The sequence below is a fragment of the Pseudomonas sp. 6D_7.1_Bac1 genome (assembly GCF_025465945.1).
Lineage (GTDB): Bacteria > Pseudomonadota > Gammaproteobacteria > Pseudomonadales > Pseudomonadaceae > Aquipseudomonas.
In genome coordinates this window covers 154,431-175,196 of record NZ_JANLNW010000023.1, presented here as the reverse complement: position 1 = coordinate 175,196, position 20,766 = coordinate 154,431, and the positions used below count along the sequence as shown (strand labels likewise).

General features: G+C 59.7%; 17 protein-coding genes. 4 read left to right on the top strand and 13 right to left on the bottom strand.

Translation table 11 applies throughout. The features are described from left to right. Positions 1-41: 41 nt before the first annotated feature. From NTD87_RS07630 to NTD87_RS07615, 4 genes are all read right to left on the bottom strand, one after another. The gene (locus NTD87_RS07630) at positions 42-866 is read right to left on the bottom strand and encodes an aspartyl/asparaginyl beta-hydroxylase domain-containing protein (protein WP_262113014.1); all 825 of its coding nucleotides are present in this window, start codon (positions 864-866) and stop codon (positions 42-44) included. Between the two features lie 196 nt (positions 867-1,062). Beyond that, on the bottom strand, positions 1,063-1,356 hold the full coding sequence (locus tag NTD87_RS07625) for a fructose-bisphosphate aldolase (protein WP_262113013.1): 294 nt from the start codon (positions 1,354-1,356) through the stop codon (positions 1,063-1,065). A 515-nt stretch (positions 1,357-1,871) separates the two neighbouring features. Beyond that, entirely contained in the window at positions 1,872-3,071 is a 1,200-nt protein-coding gene (locus NTD87_RS07620; protein ID WP_262113012.1) for a type II toxin-antitoxin system HipA family toxin, read from the bottom strand. Continuing rightward, the gene (locus NTD87_RS07615) at positions 3,068-3,319 is read right to left on the bottom strand and encodes a helix-turn-helix transcriptional regulator (protein ID WP_262113011.1); all 252 of its coding nucleotides are present in this window, start codon (positions 3,317-3,319) and stop codon (positions 3,068-3,070) included. Before NTD87_RS07615 ends, NTD87_RS07620 begins: the two co-directional genes overlap by 4 nt. A gap of 389 nt (positions 3,320-3,708) precedes the next feature. On the opposite strand from NTD87_RS07615, the gene NTD87_RS07610 reads away from it, so the two are divergent. Genes NTD87_RS07610 through NTD87_RS07600 form a run of 3 tightly spaced genes read left to right on the top strand, consistent with a single transcriptional unit; the run spans position 3,709 to position 6,683 of the window. Next, positions 3,709-5,832 carry a putative bifunctional diguanylate cyclase/phosphodiesterase gene (locus tag NTD87_RS07610; RefSeq protein ID WP_262113009.1) on the top strand — a complete coding sequence of 708 codons (2,124 nt, stop codon included), beginning with the start codon at positions 3,709-3,711 and terminating at the stop codon, positions 5,830-5,832. Positions 5,833-5,871: 39 nt separating this feature from the next. Next, positions 5,872-6,363 (top strand): M48 family metallopeptidase, encoded by a 492-nt coding sequence (locus tag NTD87_RS07605; RefSeq protein ID WP_262113007.1) that lies wholly within the window; start codon positions 5,872-5,874, stop codon positions 6,361-6,363. 23 nt (positions 6,364-6,386) lie between these two features. Beyond that, complete coding sequence (locus tag NTD87_RS07600; protein ID WP_262113004.1) at positions 6,387-6,683, top strand: winged helix-turn-helix domain-containing protein; 297 nt, start codon at positions 6,387-6,389, stop codon at positions 6,681-6,683. A gap of 108 nt (positions 6,684-6,791) precedes the next feature. On the opposite strand, the gene NTD87_RS07595 is transcribed toward NTD87_RS07600, so the two are convergent. Further along, positions 6,792-7,244, bottom strand: a complete 453-nt coding sequence (locus NTD87_RS07595; RefSeq protein ID WP_262113003.1) for a GNAT family N-acetyltransferase — start codon at positions 7,242-7,244, stop codon at positions 6,792-6,794. A gap of 264 nt (positions 7,245-7,508) precedes the next feature. Between NTD87_RS07595 and NTD87_RS07590 the strand changes: the two genes are divergently transcribed. Further along, on the top strand, positions 7,509-8,246 hold the full coding sequence (locus NTD87_RS07590; RefSeq protein ID WP_262113002.1) for a substrate-binding periplasmic protein: 738 nt from the start codon (positions 7,509-7,511) through the stop codon (positions 8,244-8,246). Positions 8,247-8,379: 133 nt separating this feature from the next. Here NTD87_RS07590 and yccS read toward each other — a convergent pair whose 3' ends face one another. The 8 genes from yccS to betA form a co-directional block, all read right to left on the bottom strand. Further along, on the bottom strand, positions 8,380-10,563 hold the full coding sequence (gene yccS, locus NTD87_RS07585; RefSeq protein ID WP_262113001.1) for a YccS family putative transporter: 2,184 nt from the start codon (positions 10,561-10,563) through the stop codon (positions 8,380-8,382). Between the two features lie 231 nt (positions 10,564-10,794). Further along, positions 10,795-11,973, bottom strand: coding sequence for an NAD(P)/FAD-dependent oxidoreductase (locus tag NTD87_RS07580; RefSeq protein ID WP_262113000.1), 1,179 nt, complete (start codon positions 11,971-11,973; stop codon positions 10,795-10,797). A gap of 142 nt (positions 11,974-12,115) precedes the next feature. Next, positions 12,116-13,453 carry an ATP-dependent RNA helicase DbpA gene (dbpA, locus tag NTD87_RS07575; RefSeq protein ID WP_262113020.1) on the bottom strand — a complete coding sequence of 446 codons (1,338 nt, stop codon included), beginning with the start codon at positions 13,451-13,453 and terminating at the stop codon, positions 12,116-12,118. 105 nt (positions 13,454-13,558) lie between these two features. Then, on the bottom strand, positions 13,559-14,986 hold the full coding sequence (gene mdtD, locus NTD87_RS07570) for a multidrug transporter subunit MdtD (RefSeq protein WP_262112998.1): 1,428 nt from the start codon (positions 14,984-14,986) through the stop codon (positions 13,559-13,561). Positions 14,987-15,170: 184 nt separating this feature from the next. Then, complete coding sequence (locus NTD87_RS07565; protein ID WP_262112997.1) at positions 15,171-16,508, bottom strand: TldD/PmbA family protein; 1,338 nt, start codon at positions 16,506-16,508, stop codon at positions 15,171-15,173. Continuing rightward, positions 16,508-17,950 (bottom strand): TldD/PmbA family protein, encoded by a 1,443-nt coding sequence (locus tag NTD87_RS07560; RefSeq protein WP_262112996.1) that lies wholly within the window; start codon positions 17,948-17,950, stop codon positions 16,508-16,510. The genes NTD87_RS07565 and NTD87_RS07560 overlap by 1 nt, the downstream gene beginning before the upstream one ends. A gap of 115 nt (positions 17,951-18,065) precedes the next feature. After that, complete coding sequence (locus NTD87_RS07555) at positions 18,066-18,761, bottom strand: RraA family protein (RefSeq protein ID WP_071552994.1); 696 nt, start codon at positions 18,759-18,761, stop codon at positions 18,066-18,068. A 266-nt stretch (positions 18,762-19,027) separates the two neighbouring features. Then, a complete protein-coding gene (gene betA, locus NTD87_RS07550; RefSeq protein WP_262112993.1) occupies positions 19,028-20,731 on the bottom strand; it encodes a choline dehydrogenase in 1,704 nt (567 codons plus the stop codon). Positions 20,732-20,766 lie beyond the last annotated feature (35 nt).

Sequence of the window (20,766 nt, the reverse complement as noted above, 5' to 3'; positions counted from 1 at the left end):
GTAAACGTGATGGGGGAAACAGATCTGCCTGTTTGTCGCGCTTACTGAATAAGCTTCCAGTTCTTGTAAAAGAATCGGCGTAGTGTAAAGGCGGCTCCCGCAAATGCAGAAATGATCCCGTTTAGAATAAAAGGAACGTAAGCGGGGCGCATAATGTCGATGAACAGACAGTAACGTTTAGCGTCATTCTTGTTGAATGACGCATGCAGCAGTGTGTCATCAAAAATAAATAGCGGGTCGTCGTGCCAATAGTGTTTTTGGTTTCTGACCTGGATGTAGACACCGTCATGGTGAGCGGCTGGCATTATGTTGTACAGCACCCGATACATCAGGCGTAGGGGCCCGAAGTGAAAGGAGGTGGACTGGTTTTCATTGAAGACCGATACGCCAACTGTTTTGATGTAAGGCAGTTTTTTCTGAAGTGCTGGAATGTCGAGCTCAGTGTCGATTTTGCGGCCATACCACTGGAAGAACAGCATGCCTCTTTTTTTCTGGGCCATGCGCGCGTCCAGGAACTGAATGATCTCTTCCTTGTGAGCCATGGCGCTATCGATCACGTAGTTGATGTCGTGCTGATAAGCATCAGGGAGATCGTTCAACTTATAAGTGTAGCGATTTGGCTTGCACAGCAAATCGAAAAAAGAGTTCAAGGGCGCCAATAACCATGTGTTTCGGCCACCGCCTAAAAAGTACTTCTTGATGATGTTTTTATCGAATATCCCATTGCGCAGAAAGTCATACACACCACACACAACCAGTAGAATCAGAAACCAGAGGGTGGCGACGGGAAAGCAATAAATGATGGCTGCAATACCGAGAATGGTGATTGCCGAGACTGCTTTCTTGCGGATGACTCGAGTGTTCATGGAACTCAGTTCCTCTGGGGTAGCGCTGGTATTTTGCTTTGAAAAACACCTATAGGCTCAACAAAACATTCGCCATTATAAGAATTTTTCCAGTAATGAAGTGTAATAAATATTTCTTATTTGTAAAGACTTCTCAAAAAGGAAAGGGGGCGATTGATGCAGCCTGCCCCCCCAGTTGTTCCTGAAAGCCAAGCTCTCAGCCTGTCACAGGCTCGTCAAACCCTAGCTGCTCAATCACCCCAAACACATCGGCAACGTCCTGGATCAGGATCCGCGCGATGTTGGTGACGGTGTTGATGTCGTTCTCGGCGTAGTCGGGCAGGCTGGTGCAGGCCATCAGGTTCAGGTACTTGAGGACGGCGTTGAGCCGTTCGCTGACGCAGGCGTGGAGCTCGCGGAGCGGGGCGTGGCTGTCGATGAGCAGAACGGGGTAGTCGGTGGCGATTTGGGTGAAGGGGGTGAAGCGGCGGGGCGGGTGATTCATAGTCATAAGTAAATCTTCCTGTGCATAAAAAGAAGAGCTACTACCGTTCGCTGCGAAACGAATGGGTGGTAGCTGTGTGCGGGTTCGCAGACCGAGGCACAAGGAACCCGGCAGACCCGAAGGTCTCCCACACACAGCCACCATAAAACGGACTCCGGGCGCTGAAGCGACCATCGTTGCTTATTATGGAGCTTGGTTACTATTGTGCCTTAGGGCTGCGAAACCCCGTAGCCGATTGATGTCAGCCACAGGAGAACTTTAGGTGTCGACTTTAGCGGCTGCAACCGGGCTGTAGGACGGCAATGCGGTCCTTGTGGCGAGGGAGCTTGCTCCCGCTCGGCGGCGCAGCCGTCGTAAACCGGGCAGTGCGGTGTGTCAGCAGGAATGCGGTGCCAGGGTTTGCGGCTGCTTCGCTGCCCAGCGGGAGCAAGCTCCCTCGCCACAATGGGGTCATTCCTACGGAGTTTGAGGACATCAAAATCAAAAGATCGCAGCCTTTCGTTAAGCCTGCAAAATAAAAACTACCCAAAAGTCAGGGTAAATGGCGCCGCCGCTTGCTGAATGGCACTGACCACATGAGGCGCCTGTTCCCGATGCTGGGGATAACGCTCAAGCACCACTTCAAGCGCAGCAAGCAATCGCTGAATGCGCTCCTTGGGCTGCTCGACCTCACAGGTGTGCGCAAACTCCAGTAATCCTTGCTGCGAGGCAAACATCGACTTGTTACCCGCCAGATCCAGTGCCAAAACATCTTCTGGAATATAGGCCGTGGTATTGACGATGTCGTAAGCCGGCGCCAGGCGCGCGTCGCGTTGTGTAGGCTCGGAATAGAGCAAACCGAAGTTCTTCAAGTGAGCGTCGCCATTTCCGACAATGCAACTGAGGGCCACGCTATCGAAGAGTTGATCAAGGGAAGAGCGCAGATGTTTTGCCGGGCAGAACACACGAATGGCCTTGGCGATTGCCGCATAACTTTTGCTGTACTTCTGGTCGGCCGAAAGCCCCATCAGCGCCGCCATGTCCTCAAAGCCAATCGGGTTGAGCTGGTCGTCGCGGTCAAAACGACGCATGACAAACAGCTTGGCATTATCGGAAAGGTAAAACGGCGGAACGGGAATACCCGCCTCCTTCGCAATGGACATGCAAAGGAACTCGTTGATCGCCAGGCCGGGAAATTTGTCTCGGCCACTTTTGATGATCAGGTCCGAGGTTTTCGACGTCACTCGTGGTAACCCGGTTTCTTGCAGTTCCGGCACCAGCACCTTGGGCTGAACACCTGAAATGCCTGCCCGCAGGATGTAGCGATCAAGCATGCCAGCGAAGATATCTTCCGTGCCGTCCCACGTCAGAATCTCTTCGAGTTTTTCTCCTGGAAATTGCTGCTCCCCCAGCAAGGCGTCAACCGCTTCCGAGCGCACCTGAACTCTGCCAATGGGCGAAGTGCTGCCGGAAAGCGCCAGTAACAGCATCGGATCGACATTTACGGTTTTAGCCAGGCGATTGCGCAACTGCTCCAGTACATAGCCTTCCGGCAGGTTCATCTGAAAAATAGGGTGCAGCTCGCGTCGACGAAACTCGTCAGGTCGTACCGGCATCGACAAGCTGATTGCCATGCCGGGCAATGCATCTTCGTGATAACGGAAAATGAAACCCTCGGCATGGGTAAGAATTCTGCCGCTACTCCCTTCTGGGGTGCTGACTTTGAGAGAGGTCATTTTCATTCGAACAAATCCCCAAGCTCTTCAAGGGTCGGCATAGCGGCGGGAACGACAGAGAGTTCACAATCCAGAGCGCCCAGGATGCGTGCATAAGCGATCATGCCGACAGAAAGGGTGCCCTTCTCTACAGCAATGACTTTGTATCGTGTCAGCCCCGCGAGTTCGGCAAGCTGTGCTTGCGTCAGGCCACGGTTCATACGTTTTTCGCGTATTTGGTTGCCAAGGCGGGCGATCAACAGAAAATAGTCCATGTTCTATTACCGTAACATTTATAGATAAATGTAACGTATACACAACATCATGGCGATAGCTTATTTTTCTGATGCTTCTTGTCGTACGCCTCCCCAACCCTCTCCTTATGAGTTATGAGGTGGATTTAAAGTGGCCACAAGACTCACGGTTTATCGTGATCAATTTAATGCCCGTGCGGCGGATGTTTGGCGTCAACCTTTTATCTAAATTTCACCTTTGCCGGCTTGCGGACCTGCAGAGCTGACCGTTAGTCGGGAGCCCGGGGCTTTGGTACGTGATGGCGCGATGACACCTACTGCTATTGCAGATCCCGGTCTAGAGTGAAGGCTCAGTATTTGTCCGGTTTTTTTTGACGGCGCCGGCCTGACGTCACAACAAGAGAAGCAGCATGGAATGCGCGCAGCCCAAGCCAGGTGAAGGCAGTTCAGTTCTTTTAATAGTGGATGATTACCCTGAAAACCTGATCAGCATGCGTGCATTGTTACAGCGCCAGGACTGGCAGGTGATGACCGCGGCTTCAGGCTTTGAGGCCTTGAGTCTGTTACTCGAGCATGAAGTCGACCTGGTGCTGCTGGATGTACAGATGCCTGGGATGGACGGCTTTGAAGTGGCGCGTTTGATGCGCGGCAGCCAGCGTACTCGTTTGACCCCGATTATTTTCCTTACCGCCAACGAACAGTCCCAGGATGCCGTGATCAAGGGCTATGCCAGTGGCGCGGTGGATTACCTGTTCAAACCCTTTGACCCACAAATCCTCAAACCCAAAGTCCAGGCCTTGCTTGAGCACCAGCGCAACCGCCGGGCCTTGCAGCGGTTGAGTCAGGATCTGGAATCCGCGCGAGCCTTCAATGCCTCGGTGCTGGATAACGCCGCCGAAGGGATTCTGGTGGTGGGCGAGGACGGCTTGATCCGCTTTGCCAACCCAGCCATGTCCCGTCTGCTCAATGCGACGGTCACCGAATTGCAAGGCGCGGAGTTCGTGGATTTCCTGCAAAAGCCGCACGTGCCGGTGTGGGCCGATTCTGACATTTATGCCGGTTATCAACGGGGTGAAACCTGGCGCGTGCACGATGCACTTCTGCGCACCGCGCCCGGTCAGCAGGTGCCAGTGGCATTGTCTTGTGCGCCGTTGCCCTCCGAACAGAAGGCCATGGTGGTGACCGTGCTCGACATGTCGGTGGTGCGTCATCTGCATCAGCAGCTGGAGTTTCAGGCCGTCACGGACCCGCTGACCGGGCTGCTCAACCGTCGTGGTTTCTACCAGACCGCGGAAAACCTGCTGCTGCGCGGTGAGCGTTCCGACAGTGCTTGGGTCTTGTTGTACCTGGACCTTGACGGCTTCAAACGGGTCAACGATTCCCTGGGCCACGATGCCGGCGACCGGGTGCTGCGTTGGGTGTCCGAGCAGTTGAAGGCTTGCCTGCGGCCGTTCGACATTCTGGCGCGCATGGGCGGCGATGAGTTCACGGCGTTGCTCGATCTGGAGTTTCCCGAACAAGCGGCGAAGATTGCCGAGAAGCTGATCGAGCGGATATCGATCTGTCAGCAGATTGAAGGGCTGGATGTGGCGCTGGGGGCGAGCATCGGCATTGCGACCTATCCCGATTGTGGCTCTAACCTCGACGGTTTGTTGCGTGCGTCCGACATCGCGATGTACGAAGCCAAGCGCGCCGGGCGTCAGCAGTATCGCTTCTACGATCACGAAATGAACGGTCGCGCGCGCTCGCGGCTGATGCTTGAAGAAAGCGTGCGCACAGCCATCGAAAACAAGGATTTCAACCTGGTGTATCAACCCCAGGTGGCGATTGACGACGGTCGTATACGCGGGTTTGAAGCCTTGCTGCGTTGGCAGCATCCGAGTGTGGGTGATGTACCGCCGGGGTTGTTTTTGCCGTTGCTGGAAGAGGCGCGGTTGATCAGCCGCCTTGGTAGCTGGATTTATCATCGCGGTGCCAGGCAGCGAAAGGCCTGGGAAAACCTGTTTGCCGAGGATTTGGTGCTGGGTGTGAGTTTGAGCAGCACCCAGTTCGGCATGCCAAACCTGGTCACCGAATTGCGTCAGGTGCTGGACCGCCATGAGTTACAGCCGTATCAGCTGGAAGTGGAAATCACCGAAGACGCCTTGATACAAAATGTTGATGAGTCACGTAAACAGCTGCGCCTGTTGCGTCACCTCGGGGTGCGGGTGGCGCTCGATGATTTTGGCGCGGGGCCGTGCTCGTTGGCCCATTTACGCGATCTGGAGTTGGATACACTCAAGCTCGACCGCCACCTGATTGCCCGAATACTTGACTCGCCACGGGATGCGGCGCTGGCCCATAGCGTTATCGAGTTGTGCAAGCAGTTCGGGATGCTGGTGATCGCCGAAGGCGTGGAAACCGTTGCGCAGTATCAATGGCTGCACGCCAACGGCTGCCAGTATGTGCAGGGTTTCCTGGTGGCAAGGCCGCTGATGGCCAAGGACGCCAGGGGCTTTGCGCAGCCGTTTGACTGGAGCGCGCTGACGGCCTGAATTCGCTACACTGGCGGCCTTTCGTCACTGTTGTTGGCCATGACCGCGCTCAAATACCTCCAGGCTTATCCCGCTGCCTTGCAAGAGCAAGTGCGCCAGTTGATCGATCAGGATCGGCTGGGCGGCTACTTGAGCCAGCGTTATCCGGATAAACACGCGGTGCAGAGCGACAAAGCGCTGTACAACTACGCGCTGGAGTTGAAGCAGGAATACCTGCGCAATGCGCCGGCCATCGACAAAGTGCTGTTCGACAACCGCCTCGACCTGACCCATCGTGCCCTCGGCCTGCACACCGCCATTTCGCGGGTGCAGGGCGGCAAGCTCAAGGCCAAGAAAGAAATTCGCATCGCGTCGCTGTTCAAGGACGCCGCGCCGCAGTTTCTGAAAATGATCGTGGTGCACGAGCTGGCGCATTTCAAGGAATCGGATCACAACAAGGCGTTCTATAAGCTGTGCGAGCACATGCTACCCGGTTATCACCAGCTGGAATTCGACTTGCGGGTGTACCTGACGTGGCGGGATATGCAGTAAGTATTGCAACCAGGAGCGTGGGGATGGACGTCAGCAAGACCAAGAGCAGCTTCTACCGCCGCCTGTACGTGGCGTACCTGATCGACAGCGGGCTGGCCAGCAGTGTCCCGGCGCTCACCGAGGTGACCGGCATGCCACGCCGTACCGCCCAGGATACGATTGCGGCGTTGGCGGATCTGGATATTGTGTGTGAATTCGAGCAGGAAGAGGGCGCCCGCAACCATGCCGGGCGTTATCGGATTCGCGAGTGGGGCGCGATTGATCCGCGCTGGATCGAGCAGCATTTGCAGCAGATCAAAGCGGTGCTGGAATATCCCTGAACATTTGCGTTGATACCGCTGACGCCATCGCGAGCAGGCTCGCTCCCACACTGATCTATGACACGACGAAGATCCCCTGTGGGAGCGAGCCTGCTCGCGATAGGGCCCTCAGGAACGGCGCATCCCGATATGCGGAATATCGTCTTCAATGTATTCCTCGCCCACCACCACAAACCCATATCGCCCGTAATAGCCCTGTAAGTGCGCCTGGGCCGACAGGTAGATCGGCAGTTCCGGCCAATACTTCTCGGCCTGTTTGAGCGCGTGCTCCATCAGTTCATGCCCCAGGCCCTGGCCCCGCGCATGAGGTGCAACCACCACCCGGCCAATCACCACGTCACCGCCCTGCGACAGCGGATCGAGCAATCTCAGGTAAGCCACCAACCGCTCCCCGTCCCAAGCCATCAAATGGCAAGTGTCGCCTTCCAGATCCTGGCCATCGATATCCTGATAAGCGCATTTCTGCTCAACAACGAACACCTCTGCACGCAGTTGCAAGATGGCGTACAACTGCTCCTTGCCCAGATCGCTGTGGTGTTTGCAGACCCAATCTATTGTCATCTTCACACTCCTTGAACAACGTCGCTCCGATACTAAGCGTCCAGCCGCTGGATGTCTTGCGGCATAAAAAACTGTGATAAAGGCCAAAATGCCATCATTCATTTGTCGCGGCCATGTCTTCTTTGTGTAATCTGCTTTGTAGCGGTTTGTTGTGGCTTCAATGAGCTACTGTTAGGACCGGGGTTGTGGCCATGTTCGGCGCACCGGCCTTCGAGTTTTGGCTAAAAACACGCTGGGCTGCCCGCCCGCTAAGGATTTTTTAGCATGCCGCGATTGCATCTAGCTTTTGCTTTGATTGGATTGCTGTTGCTGAGCCAGAGCGCTACAGCGGAAAAACTGCGACTGGTGGCCGATGCCTGGCCACCGTTTACCGATGCCACGCTGGTCAATGGCGGGGTGGCGACTGACATTGTCAGTACCGCGCTGGCGCGGGCGGGTTATGCCAGTGATTTCGAACAGGTGCCTTGGGCCAGAGCCTTATTGGGTGTGGGTGAAGGGCGTTACGACGTGCTGGTCAATGCCTGGTTCAACGAGGAGCGCACCCACATCGGGCAGTTTTCCAGCGAGTACCTGCTCAACCGGGTACGTTTCATCAAACGTAAAGACACGCCGATCGAATACAACAACTTGCAGCAACTGCACACCTATCCGATTGCCGTGGTTCGCGGCTACGCCTATTCGCCCGAGTTTGACGGCGACGTGGCGTTGCAGAAAGTCCAGGTGCACAGCTTCCCCATGGCGGTACGCATGCTCGCCGCTGACCGGGTGAAGCTGACGCTGGAAGACGAATACGTCGCCCGCTATTACCTGGCGCGCGAATCATCCAAGGTGCGTAATTCCGTGGAGTTCCTGCCCAATCCTCTGAGCGAAAACAGCCTGCATATTCTGGTCAGCCTGAAGAACCCCGACCATGAAAAGATTGTCGCCGGCTTCGACCGCGAGATTGCCGCGATGAAGGCGGATGGCAGCTATGAGCGATTGCTCAAGCAGCATGGGATGTGAGGATCAGGATTTAGTGGTGTGGCGGATGGCCCCATCGCGAGCAGGCTCGCTCCCACAGGGGATCTTCGTCGTGTCGCAGATCAGTGTGGGAGCGAGCCTGCTCGCGATGAGTGCCTGACAGGCACTGAAGATCTCAAGTCTGCTCCGTATCCTTGATCAAATGCGCCGCCAGTGTGCGTAACGGCCCCAGCTGTCGGTAGATCAACGCCAGTTGGGTTTGCACCAGACGCTGACCTTCGTCGATCTCGTCGGGCATTTGTTCAAGCTCGGCGGCCAGGGCTTCTTCTTCGTCACTCTGAATCGCAATCGGCTGTTTGCTCGCCAACCCTTGGGCGATTTCGTTGATGCTGGCCGCCAGGCTGACGCCGGCGTCATCGATCAGCTGTTCTCGAACGTCGGCGGGTAGCTGGATCTCGCGGTGTGCACCGAGGCCCGAGAGGTAGCTGAGCAAGGTGTGGGACAGCACCAGGAAGCGGAACCCCACGTCGGCTTCCTTACGGAAATGCCCCGGCTCCATGAGCATGTTGGCCAGGGTGGTCGACAGCGCCGCATCGGCGTTGTGCGCATTGCGTCGCGCCAGCCGGTAGGCCAGATCGTCACTTTTCCCGGCGGCGTATTGCTGCATGATTTGTCGCAGGTAAATGCTGTTGCAGGTCAGGGTGTTGGCCAGCACCTTGTTGAGGCTGCGGCCTTGCCAGTCTGGCAGGAACAGGAGCACCGCCAGCCCTGCAATCAGGCCGCCCACCAGGGTATCGAGCAGCCGTGGCAGGAACAGACCGTAGCCGTCGCCGACCTGGTTGAAGCAGAACAGAATCATCAAGGTGATCGCCGCTGTCGCCAGGGTGTAGCGGGTGGTGCGGTTGATAAAGAACACCACCCCGGCGGCAATCGCGAAACACGATTGCACCAGCGGGTTGGGGAACAGATCGAACAACGCCCAGGCCAGGGTCAGGCCAATCGCCGTGCCGAGGATCCGCTGACCGAGTTTGCGCCGCGTGGCGCCGTAGTTCGGTTGGCAGACAAACAGCGTGGTGAGGATGATCCAGTAGCCTTGCGATGGGTGGATCAAGTGCACCATGCCGTAGCCGATGGTCAGGGCCAGGGGCAAGCGCAGGGCGTGGCGAAACAGCAACGAGGTTGGCGTCAGCTGGGTGCGCAGGCGCGTCCAGACGTCCTTGAGGTTGCGCGGTGAACGGTCGAGCAAGCTGCTGTCGGTGGCGTCGGCGAGGGCGTCGGGGTTGCTGGCGTCGCTGAGCAAACGGTCCAGTGTGCCAAGGTTGGCCGCCAGTGCCCGCAACGAGCGCAGCAAGCCGCGCCAGGCCGGGTTGCTCTGGATGCGCAGGTGTTCGAGTGAGGCGTGCAGGTCGCTCAGGGCTTGCGCAAAGCTGTCGTCGTAAACGAATGGCTGGCGCATCTGGATCGACTCGGCCAGCGCCCGGCAGGCTTTGCCTTGCTGGCGCAGCAGGCGTTGGCAGCGGAACAGTACGTCGCTGTGGAAGAAGGCGTCGGCCAGGGCGTTGTAAGGATAGTGCGAAGAACTGGCACGTTCGTGGATGTCCTGGGCGAGGAAGTACAGCTTCAGGTAACGACTGACTTTCGACCCCGGTCGACCGTTGCCGACCCGGTGCAGAATGATTTCCTTGGCAGCGTTGAGCGCTGCGACCACCCGACCATTCTGCTGCGCCAGTTCCAGGCGCCGTGCTTCGACGTCCATCTGACGGATCGGCTCGAACAGCGACGACTTGAGCTTCAGGTAAAACCCCAGTTCGCGGAACAACCGCGCCAGGCTCTGCTGCACCGGCTGGTTGGAAAACAGCGCCTGCCACAGCACCGAGAGCAAGCCGTACCAGGCGGCACCGGCCACCAGCAACACCGGTTCATGCCAGAAGTCGGTGACTGCGCCACCGCGCTGATCCACACCGATCATGGTGTACACCGACAGAATCAGCGTCGCCGAGGCAATCGCGCCATAGCGTTCGCCCAGGGCGCCGAGCATGGTCAGGCCGAAGCTGGCCAGTGCCAGGGCGAACACGAAGATGTACGGGTAGGGGAACAACAATTCAACCGAGAACGCGGCGACGCTGAAACACACCAGCGTCACGGCCAGCGCATTGAGACGGCCCTGCCAACTGTCGTCGGTCTCGGCCAGGGCGCTGGCGATAATCCCCAGGAACAGCGGGATCAGCAGGCCCATTTCATTCTGGTACCAACACAGCGCCATGGTGCCGGTCAGGGCGATGAACACCCGCACGCTGTAGCTGAATTTATCCAGCGCCCAAAGGCGCCGCAGAGACTGACGAAACGAGGTCGATGGCATGAAGTGCGGAGGCCTTCCGGGGCAATGCGGCTAAATTGAGCCAGTAATGACGACGACGCAATGGCGCCGATCACATCTGACAGCAAAAAGTGTTCCTTAGTAGATCCACGCATAACCCATGTGGGAGCGAGCCTGCTCGCGATGAGGACATAACATTCACCTCTAGGGTGACTGTTACACCGCTATCGCGAGCAGGCTCGCTCCCACATTTTGTTTTGTGCACGGCTTGGATCAGACGTACTGCGCCGCTGCGTAACCCGAGGCCCAGGCCCATTGGAAGTTGAAACCGCCCAGATGTCCGGTGACGTCCAGCACTTCACCGATGAAGTACAAGCCGGGGCTTTTCAGCGACTCCATGGTTTTGGACGAGACTTCGTGGGTGTCGACGCCACCCAGTGTTACCTCGGCCGTGCGATAGCCTTCGGTGCCGGCCGGGACCAGCGTCCAGCTCGCGAGTTTTGCGGCGATATCGGCAAGCTCCGCGTGGGTGTACTGCTTCATCGGCTTGGAGACGAACCAGTTGTCGGCCAGCAGGTTGGCCATCTTCTTGGTGAAGATCTCGCCCAGCAGGGTTTTCAGCTCGCTGTTCGGGCGTTCGGCTTGCTGCTGTTGCAGCCAGTTCGGGACATCGTGGTCCGGCAGCAGGTTGATCTCGACCGAGTCACCGGATTGCCAGAACGAGGATATCTGCAAAATCGCCGGGCCACTGAGGCCGCGGTGGGTGAACAGAATGTTCTCGCGAAAACTCTGATCGTTGCAGCTCACCAGGCAATCCACTGAAGTGCCGGACAGCTCGGTGCACAACTCTTTAAGCTGATCAGTGATGGTGAACGGCACCAGGCCGGCGCGGGTGGGCAGCAATTGGTGACCGAACTGCTTGGCCACTTGATAACCGAAGCCGGTGGCGCCCAGGGTCGGGATCGACAGACCGCCGGTGGCGATCACCAGTGATTCGCAGGTCACCTGGCCCAACGTGGTTTCCAGCAGGTAGCCGCTTTCGAGTTTCTCGATCTGCTGGATCGACGTGTCAAGGTGCAGGCTGACGCCGACCTGATCGCACTCGTCGAGGAGCATGCCGAGGATGTCGCTGGATTTGTTATCGCAGAACAGCTGGCCGAGTTTTTTCTCGTGGTACGGCACGCCGTGCTTGGCCACCATCCCGATGAAATCCCACTGGGTGTAGCGCGCCAGCGCGGATTTGCAGAAGTGTGCGTTTTGCGAGAGGAAATTGCTCGGTTCGGTGTACATGTTGGTGAAGTTGCAGCGGCCACCACCGGACATGAGGATTTTCTTGCCGGCCTTGTTCGCGTGGTCGAGCAACATTACCTTGCGCCCGCGCTCAGCAGCGGTCAGCGCACACATCAACCCAGCGGCGCCAGCGCCAATGATCACGACTTCGGTAGAGCGCAAAACGGTGTCCTCTTAATGTGTCACCACAAAACAAACTGTGGGAGCGAGCCTGCTCGCGATGGGGCCAGCACATTCAACATAGTTGTTGTCTGTCAGTCCGCTATCGCGAGCAGGCTCGCTCCCACAGGGTAATGCATTGTTTTTACAGGATGCGCACGCGCAGCGAGCGGCCTTTGATCTTGCCGTCGTTCAGGCGCTGCAGGGCTTGCTTGGCGATTCCGCGTTCCACGGCGACATAGGCCTGGTAGTCGAAAATGGCGATCTTGCCGACCTGGGCGCCTGGAACGCCGGCATCGCCGGTCAGTGCGCCAAGGATGTCGCCAGGGCGAACCTTGTCTTTACGGCCAGCGCCGATGCACAAGGTGCTCATGGCCGGCAGCAGCGGTGCGCCGCCCTGGGAGGTCAGGTTGTCCAGTTGATCCCAGCTCAGCGGCGACTTCTGCAGTTGCTCGATGGCTTGGGCGCGATGGGCTTCGGACGGCGCCACCAGGCTGATGGCGATACCTTTCTCACCGGCACGACCGGTACGGCCAACACGGTGAATATGGATTTCCGAGTCGCGGGCCAGTTCGACGTTGACCACCATGTCCAGTGCATCAATGTCCAGGCCACGGGCGGCGACGTCGGTGGCCACCAGTACCGAGGTACTGCGGTTGGCGAACATCGCCAGCACCTGGTCGCGATCACGCTGTTCCAGGTCACCGTGCAGACCAACGGCCGAGATGCCTTTGGCGGTCAGGTGGTCGACGGTTTCCTGCACTTGCTGCTTGGTGAAGCAGAATGCGACGGTGGATTGCGGACGGAAATGCGCGAGGACTTTAACCACCGCGTCCATGCGCTCTTCCGGCGAAATTTCGTAGAAGCGCTGTTCGATCTGCGTGTCGTCGTGGAACGCCTCGGCCTTCACTTGCTGCGGGTTGCGCATGAACTTGGACGCCAGCTGCTTGATGCCCACCGGGTAAGTGGCGGAGAACAGCAGGGTCTGGCGACGCTCCGGGCACTGGGCGATGATTTCTTCGATGGAGTCGTAGAAACCCATGTCGAGCATGCGGTCGGCTTCGTCGAGGATCAGGGTGTTCAGGCCATGGAGCACCAGCGAACCCTTGCGCAGGTGCTGCTGGATGCGCCCCGGGGTACCGACGATGATGTGCGCGCCGTGCTCCAGCGAGCCGATCTGCGGACCGAACGACACGCCGCCGCACAGGGTCAGGACCTTGATGTTGTCTTCGGCGCGGGCCAGACGACGGATTTCCTTGGCAACCTGGTCGGCCAGCTCACGGGTCGGGCAGATGACCAGCGCCTGGCAGCCGAAGAAGCGCGGATTGATCGGGTTCAGCAGGCCGATACCGAACGCGGCGGTTTTGCCGCTGCCGGTCTTGGCCTGGGCGATCAGGTCCATCCCCTTGAGGATCACCGGCAAGCTTTGCGCCTGGATCGGCGTCATCTGGGCATAACCGAGGGAGTCGAGGTTAGCCAGCATGGCGGCGGACAGCGGCAAAGTATTAAAAGCGGTGGCGATGGTGGTCACGGGACTGGCCTGCAAAACAAAATGTCGCGCAGTGTACCAGCCCTGTGGCCATTCGCCCTAAGGCTCTATGTGCTGTTCCGGACGCTTGACGCGCCGTCCGTCTTCCCGCGACAGCTGGGAAAAGATCGTTGCCGCCAGCATCGCCATGACCCCGACGGTCACAAACGTCAGCTGGAACGCGCCCAGCACCGTGTCCACGCCGTCATTGCCAACCTCCGCCGTGAAGCCGCCGAGCAGGGCGCCAGCGCAGGCGACGCCGAGACTCAACGACAACTGCGCGACCACCGACAGCAGGCTGTTGCCGCTGCTGGCGCTGGCGTCGTCGAGGTCGATCAGGGTTACGGTGTTCATCGCGGTGAACTGCAAGGAGTTGATTGCGCCGAGTATCGCCAGTAGCACCAGCAGCAGCCAATAAGGCGTCTGCTCGCTGACCAGGCCCATGCTCGCCAGCATGATGCCCAGCGCCAGGGTGTTGCCGGTGAGCACGATGCGGTACCCCAGGCGTTCGATCAGTGGCCGGGCGATCGACTTGGCGAACATCGCTGCCGCGGCCAGCGGCAACATGCTCATCCCCGCCTGGGACGGCGAGTAGCCCAGCGCGATCTGTAGCAGCAACGGCACCAGAAACGGCAGGGCACCGCTGCCGAGTCGGGCGAACAGGTTGCCGAGAATCCCGACGGCAAAGGTCCGGGTCTTGAACAGTGCCGGCGCGAACAACGGATTGTCGATGTGCCCGGCCCGTAGCCAATAAGCCGCCAGACACGCCATGCCACCGAACAGCAGCAACATCACGCGCAAGTGCGGCAGGTGCAACTCGCCCAGGCCTTCCATGGCAATGGTGATCAGCACCATCGCCGCGCCGAACAGCAGGAAACCCAAGCCATCGAAGCGCGTGCGCTCACTGCCCCGCAGGTCTGGAATGAATTTCCACACCGCGTAGCAACCGACCAGTCCGACCGGCAGGTTGATCAGGAAGATCCAGTGCCAGGTCAGGTACTGCACCATCCAGCCGCCCATGGTCGGGCCGATCAATGGCCCGAGCAGGCCGGGAATGGTGATGAAACCCATGATCCGCACCAGCTCCGAGCGCGGATAAGCGCGCAGCACCACCAGTCGTCCGACCGGCAGCATCAACGCACCGCCCAGGCCCTGAATCACCCGGGCGCCGACCAGCAGGCTCAAGGTGCTGGAGAGCGCGCAGAGCAAGGAACCGAGACTGAACAGCAGGATCGCGCCGAAGAAGATTTTCTTGGTGCCGAAGCGGTCGGCGATCCAGCCCGACGCCGGAATCAGCAAGGCGACCGTGAGCATGTAGGCGATGATCACACCCTGCATGCGCAGCGGGTCTTCGGCCAGGTCAAGGGCCATGGCGGGCAGGGCGGTGTTGAGGATGGTCCCGTCGAGGGACTGCATGAAGAACGCAATCGCCACCACCCAGGGGACCCAACGGGCGGTGATTGCGTCAAGAGCCGGGCGGTTGGGCATGGGACCTCTTGTGGGTTGGTCAGGTAATTCTTGCTCTTTGTGGCGAGGGAGCTTGCTCCCGCTCGGCTGCGCAGCAGTCGTAAGTCCGGCCAATGCGGTCCGTCTGGTGAACCGCGTTTGCTGGTTTTGGGGCCGCTGCGCGACCCAGCGGGAGCAAGCTCCCTCGCCACAAGGTGTTGCGTGTTTACAAAGTCAACGTCAGTCGGCTGACCAGCGCCCCCGGCAACAACGCCGAAGCCGTCGCCCGCTGGCTGTAGGTGCTGGCCGATAAAATCAGCTCGCGTTCGCTTGTCAGCGCTTCGAGCTGCGAACCAAGCAGGCTGTAGGCGCTGTCATCGAAACGCATGGTGCTGACGGGTGCCTGAATCTCGCCGTTCTCGACCCAGAAGGTCGCGAAACGGGTCATGCCGGTCAGGCGTGCGGCCGGTTGATCCGAGTAGTTCAGGTACCACAGGTTGCTGATGTACAAGCCGGTGCCGAGCTGCTTGAGAATCTCGGCTTGAGATAATGCACCCGCCGCCATGTTCAAGGCCGATGGCGATTCACCGCCACTGGCGCCGTTGGCGGTCAGGCCGTATTCGGCGGCGCTGCGCGAACCCACCAGCCGCTCGCCAGCCTTGCCCGCAACGACCAGGCCGAGATCGCTGCGCGGGTAACCTTCGCTGGAAAACGCCGGGCTCAGGGAGCCACTGACTTTTTCATCCAGCGAGAGCAGCGGGCTGAATGCGCTGTCGCCAGCGTAGAGTTTTTGCAGCGGGCTGCTTTTGCTGGCAATCGACTGCGCCGAGAAACCACCCCAGCAGAGCATGCCGACGATTTCTTCCAGCGCCGCCGGCGCCAGATAAGCGCGGTACTCACCCGGCGCCAAAGTGCGCAACGGGCGCCCCAAAAACTCCAACTGCTCGCGAGCCTGCTGGAAGCGTTTGGCGAAGCCTGCGCTGTTCCAGTCGTGTCCGGCGTAGCTGGCTTTCACCGCTTGGCCGTTGGCGTGGAACAGGCTGAAGTCGAAGTTGAAGCTGTTGGCCTGATGCCAACCGAAGGCGCCGGACGAACTGGCGAAACCCCGGCTAATGGGGCCTGCGGCGTAGAAACCGACCAGATCGAGACCTTCGGCGGCGCGAGCGATTTCGGCGACCACCTGCTCGGTGTCCGGCAACGGGTGGTCCTGCACATTCTTGCTCTGCCAGCCCGTGTGGTTGAGCAGCAGGTAGGGGTCCTGCGGCAACAACGGCAGGGTGTCGCGCAGCTGTTGCAGGCCTTCGGCCAGGCGCTGAAGGTCAACCTCGGGATCACCGGCGAGGGTGATGCTCAGGTCCGCGTGCCGACCGTCATTGATCAGTTTGAAGCCGAGGCTGGCCTGCTGAACCTGGCCAGCCTGACGCACCCTGGCGTGGTTGAAGCGCACGAACGCCGACGATTCGGCGGCGTAGCTCAAGGTGAATTGTTCAGGCTCGCGCACTGCACTGCGCAACCAGGCCACCAGTCCTTTGAATTGCTCGACCTGACTCAATACCGTCGCCATCAGGCGTCTCCCCCAAACACGTCAATGTTGCTGAATACGCAGGCCGGCGAAGCATGGCCGACGCGGATCACCTGGTTCGGTTCGCCCTTGCCGCAGTTCGGTGTGCCCAGCACCTTGAAGGTGCTGAGGTCGCCCACGGCACTGAGGTTGCGCCAGAACTGCGCGGAGATACCCCGGTAGTTCGGGTTCTTCACCACGCCCTTGAGTTCGCCGTTTTCAATCAACTGACCCCATTCACAGCCGAACTGGAATTTATTACGTGCATCGTCAATTGACCATGAGCGGTTAGTCGACATCAGCACGCCGTGTTCGATGCCGCTGATCAACTGTTCGAGCGGTTGGTCGCCAGGTTCGATGTTGAGGTTGGCCATGCGGTCGATGGGCGGGCGGTTCCAGCCGCAGGCGCGGCTGTTGGCGACGCCGTCGAGGCCTGCACGGAACTGCGACAGCGCGCCGCCCAGTGGACGGATCAACAAGCCTTCGTGGATCAGGAACTGTTTGCTCGCGGCCGTGCCGTCGTCGTCATGGCCGTAGCTGGCGAGTTGCTCGGGAATGTCCGGGTCGAAGGTCACGTTGAGCAATTTGGAACCGTATTGCAGGCTGCCGAAGTCGCTGGTTTTGACGAAGCTGGTGCCGGCGTAGTTGCGCTCGTCGCCGAGGATCCGATCCAGTTCCAGCGGGTGGCCGATGGACTCGTGGATCTGCAGCATCATCTGGTCGGGCATCAGCAGCAGGTCGCGTTTGCCTTGCGGGGTGTTGGGGGCCAGCAGCAATTGCAGCGCCTGATCGGCAACGGTTGGCCCAGCGCCGATCAGTCCACAACGGCTGATCACGTCCGCACCGCCTTGCTGGCCGAAGTTTTCGCGGCCCAGGCTGCGGGTCTGGCTGTCGTTGCCGTCGTAGGCGGTGACATCCAGCCCTGGGTAAACGAAGCGTTGCGCCTGACGCAGTTCGGCGCCGGCGCTGTTGAGGTAGATCTGCTCGACATGCGTGATGCCGATGCTGACCTGCCAGTTCACCAGTCGCTCGTCCTTGGGCACGGCGGCGGATTCGGCGCCAAGCAGTTGGTAGCAATCGCTGAGGGACGGGAACGGTTGTTCCAGGTTCGGTGACAGGTAATCGGCGCGCTCGCTGGAAACCGCTTGCTGGCGCAGGTCGAGCAGGGCGTGGGCGGCGATCGAGCGGGCCTGTTGTTCGGCGCGGTCGAGGGCAGCTTGCAGGCCGGACGGCGACAAGTCGTTGGTCGCGGCATAGGCTTCGACGCCATTGACCCGTGCGGTCAGCATCGCGCCTTCGTCACGGCTCAGGTGTGGCGGCTCGGCAACGTTCTTGCGTACCGACAGGTACTGGCCCGACTCGCGCACATAGCGCAGCGAAAAGAATTCAGCGCCCGTGCGCAATGCAGCGAAACGCTGCTTGAGCTGGGGGTGGAAATCGAACATTGGAGAACCTCCTTGTGAGTGGCTGCGACCTCAAGGGTCTCATCGCGAGCAAGCCCGCTCCCACAGGTTATGCGCTGTCCTTGTGGGAGCGGGCTTGCTCGCGAAGCTTTTAGCTTTAGACCGGGCAACCCTTGGCGCGCAGGATGGCATCGAAACGATCCGGGTCCAGCGTTCCGGCTTCGATAGCCGCAAGCGTAGCCTTTTCCCGGGCGAGCAGGTCGTGGCAACGCACCAACAATTCCGGCAGTTCGCTGCGCGAGGCAGCCACCACGCCGTCGCCGTCGCCAATCATCAGGTCACCGGGGGCTACCAGCATGCCGGCGCAGGAAATCGGCACGTTGATTTCGCCGCCACCGTCGGTGCTCGGGCCACGGTGCACGCCACCGATGGCGTAGGCCGGCAATTCACCGGTTTGCCACTCGTCGAGGTCGCGCAGGGCGCCGTTGATCACCACGCCGACGATCCCGGCCTTGAGGGCCATGGCGCGCATGATGCCGCCGAACACGGCGCGGGTCAGGTCGGCGCTGCCGTCGATCACCAGCACGTCGCCGGGCCGAGCCATTTGCATGGCCTTGAGGATCATCAGGTTGTCGCCGGGGCGCACGCGAACGGTCAGCGCACTGCCCAGCATCGGCGCATTGCCGTGGAAGGCCTTCAGGCCCAGACCACCGACGTTGCGGCCCAGGCAGTCGCTGACAGCGGCGGCGGGGATTTTGCTGAATGCCTGAAGCCACTTCGGATCGAGGGGTTCAACGTTTGGATTGATCAGGTAGCCGGTGGGCCATTTGCTCGAAGACACGACATCAAACATGAGAAAGCCTCGTGGCCAGCCACAGGTGGCGGCTTTTCGATAGGGCGGGGAGGTGAAACGTTTGCGCGGTGACTAGATTAGGCCTGCGCGGGGGGTGGGATCAAGGGTGAAGCGGTGTGCAGCAGAAGTGATGGGTTGTTTGGTCGGGCGCCATCGCGAGCAGGCTCGCTCCCACAGTAGTTCGGCGGTGAACACAGAGTATGTGAACACCAAAGAACCAATGTAGGAGCGAGCCTGCTCGCGATGGGCGCACCGCGGTGCAACGGTTACTGCGCGGCAGGGCTCACGTCACGCAACGGCTTGCCACGTACCGGGGCTTGGCCCGCGACGTAGTACTTGGCCTTGCTGCGTGGCAGTGGCTGACGACCACGGATCTTGTCGGCGATTTTCTCGGCCATCATGATCGTGGGGGCGTTCAGGTTGCCGGTGGTGATCAGCGGCATGATCGAGGCATCGACCACGCGCAGGCCTTGCATCCCGTGGACGCGACCCTGGCCATCGACCACGGCCATTTCGTCGGTGCCCATTTTGCACGAGCAGGACGGGTGGAACGCGGTTTCGGCATGTTCACGGATGAACGTGTCGAGTTGCTCGTCGGTTTGCACTTCGATGCCTGGGCTCAGCTCGCGACCACGGAAAGCGTCGAGTGCCGGCTGTTGCATGATTTCACGGGTCAGGCGGATGCCGTCACGGAACTCCTGCCAGTCTTGCTCGGTGGCCATGTAGTTGAACAGGATGCTCGGGTGCTGGCGCGGATCCTTGGATTTAACCTGGATGCGGCCGCGGCTTGGCGAACGCATGGAACCCATGTGCGCCTGGAAGCCGTGTTCTTTCACACCGTTGCTGCCGTTGTAGTTAATCGCCACCGGCAGGAAGTGGTACTGAATGTTCGGCCATTCGAAGTCTGGACGCGTACGGATAAAACCGCCGGCCTCGAACTGGTTGCTGGCGCCGATACCGGTGCCGTTGAACATCCACTCGGCGCCGATGGCCGGCTGGTTGTACCAGAGCAGCGACGGGTACAGCGAAACCGGCTGGGTGCACGCGTATTGCAGGTACAGCTCCAGGTGGTCTTGCAGGTTCTCGCCGACGCCTGGCAGGTCGTGAACCACTGGAATGTCCAGGCTCTTGAGCAACTTGGCCGGACCGACGCCGGAGCGTTGCAGGATTTGCGGCGAAGCGATCGCGCCGCTGCACAGCAACACTTCCTTGCGTGCGCGGGCTTCAACGCGCTCTTCGGCGCTGCCCACCAGGTAACGTACGCCGACCGCACGCTTGCCTTCGAACAGGATCTTGTCGGTCAGGGCGTGGGTGACGATGTTCAGGGTCGAACGCTTTTTGGCGATGTCCAGGTAACCGCGCGCGGTGCTGGAGCGACGGCCTTTAGGCGTCACGGTACGGTCCATCGGACCGAAACCTTCCTGTTGGTAGCCGTTCAGGTCTTCGGTACGCGGGTAACCGGCCTGTACGCCTGCTTCAACCATCGCGTGGAACAGCGGGTTGTTACCGGCTTTAGGTGTGGTCACGCTGACCGGGCCTTCGCCACCGTGGTAGTCGTTCGGGCCGATGTCCCGAGTTTCAGCTTTTCTGAAATAGGGCAGGCAGTCCAGGTAGGTCCAGTCTTCCAGGCCAGGGTTTTTCGCCCAGCCGTCGTAGTCCATGGCGTTACCGCGGATGTAGCACATGCCGTTGATCAGCGAAGAACCGCCCAGGCCCTTGCCGCGACCGCATTCCATCCGGCGGCCGTCCATGTGTGGCTCTGGATCGGTCTCGTAGGCCCAGTTGTAGCGACGGCCTTGCAGCGGGAACGCCAGTGCCGCAGGCATTTGCGTGCGGAAGTCGAAACGGTAGTCCGGGCCGCCGGCTTCGAGCAGCAGAACGGTGACGCCTTCGTCTTCAGTCAGACGGGTCGCCAGGGTGTTACCGGCAGAGCCGGCCCCGATGATGATGTAGTCGTATTCTTGGGACATTGAATGCACCCTCTTGAAATGTGGTCAGGTCGCGA

Bases quoted from the DNA above. Each gene is read 5' to 3' on its own strand.
- NTD87_RS07630 (WP_262113014.1), bottom strand. From the start codon at position 866: ATGAACACTCGAGTCATCCGCAAGAAAGCAGTCTCGGCAATCACCATT.
- NTD87_RS07625 (WP_262113013.1), bottom strand. From the start codon at position 1,356: ATGACTATGAATCACCCGCCCCGCCGCTTCACCCCCTTCACCCAAATC.
- NTD87_RS07620 (WP_262113012.1), bottom strand. From the start codon at position 3,071: ATGAAAATGACCTCTCTCAAAGTCAGCACCCCAGAAGGGAGTAGCGGC.
- NTD87_RS07615 (WP_262113011.1), bottom strand. From the start codon at position 3,319: ATGGACTATTTTCTGTTGATCGCCCGCCTTGGCAACCAAATACGCGAA.
- NTD87_RS07610 (WP_262113009.1), top strand. From the start codon at position 3,709: ATGGAATGCGCGCAGCCCAAGCCAGGTGAAGGCAGTTCAGTTCTTTTA.
- NTD87_RS07605 (WP_262113007.1), top strand. From the start codon at position 5,872: ATGACCGCGCTCAAATACCTCCAGGCTTATCCCGCTGCCTTGCAAGAG.
- NTD87_RS07600 (WP_262113004.1), top strand. From the start codon at position 6,387: ATGGACGTCAGCAAGACCAAGAGCAGCTTCTACCGCCGCCTGTACGTG.
- NTD87_RS07595 (WP_262113003.1), bottom strand. From the start codon at position 7,244: ATGACAATAGATTGGGTCTGCAAACACCACAGCGATCTGGGCAAGGAG.
- NTD87_RS07590 (WP_262113002.1), top strand. From the start codon at position 7,509: ATGCCGCGATTGCATCTAGCTTTTGCTTTGATTGGATTGCTGTTGCTG.
- yccS (WP_262113001.1), bottom strand. From the start codon at position 10,563: ATGCCATCGACCTCGTTTCGTCAGTCTCTGCGGCGCCTTTGGGCGCTG.
- dbpA (WP_262113020.1), bottom strand. From the start codon at position 13,453: ATGCTGGCTAACCTCGACTCCCTCGGTTATGCCCAGATGACGCCGATC.
- mdtD (WP_262112998.1), bottom strand. From the start codon at position 14,986: ATGCCCAACCGCCCGGCTCTTGACGCAATCACCGCCCGTTGGGTCCCC.
- NTD87_RS07565 (WP_262112997.1), bottom strand. From the start codon at position 16,508: ATGGCGACGGTATTGAGTCAGGTCGAGCAATTCAAAGGACTGGTGGCC.
- NTD87_RS07560 (WP_262112996.1), bottom strand. From the start codon at position 17,950: ATGTTCGATTTCCACCCCCAGCTCAAGCAGCGTTTCGCTGCATTGCGC.
- NTD87_RS07555 (WP_071552994.1), bottom strand. From the start codon at position 18,761: ATGTTTGATGTCGTGTCTTCGAGCAAATGGCCCACCGGCTACCTGATC.
- betA (WP_262112993.1), bottom strand. From the start codon at position 20,731: ATGTCCCAAGAATACGACTACATCATCATCGGGGCCGGCTCTGCCGGT.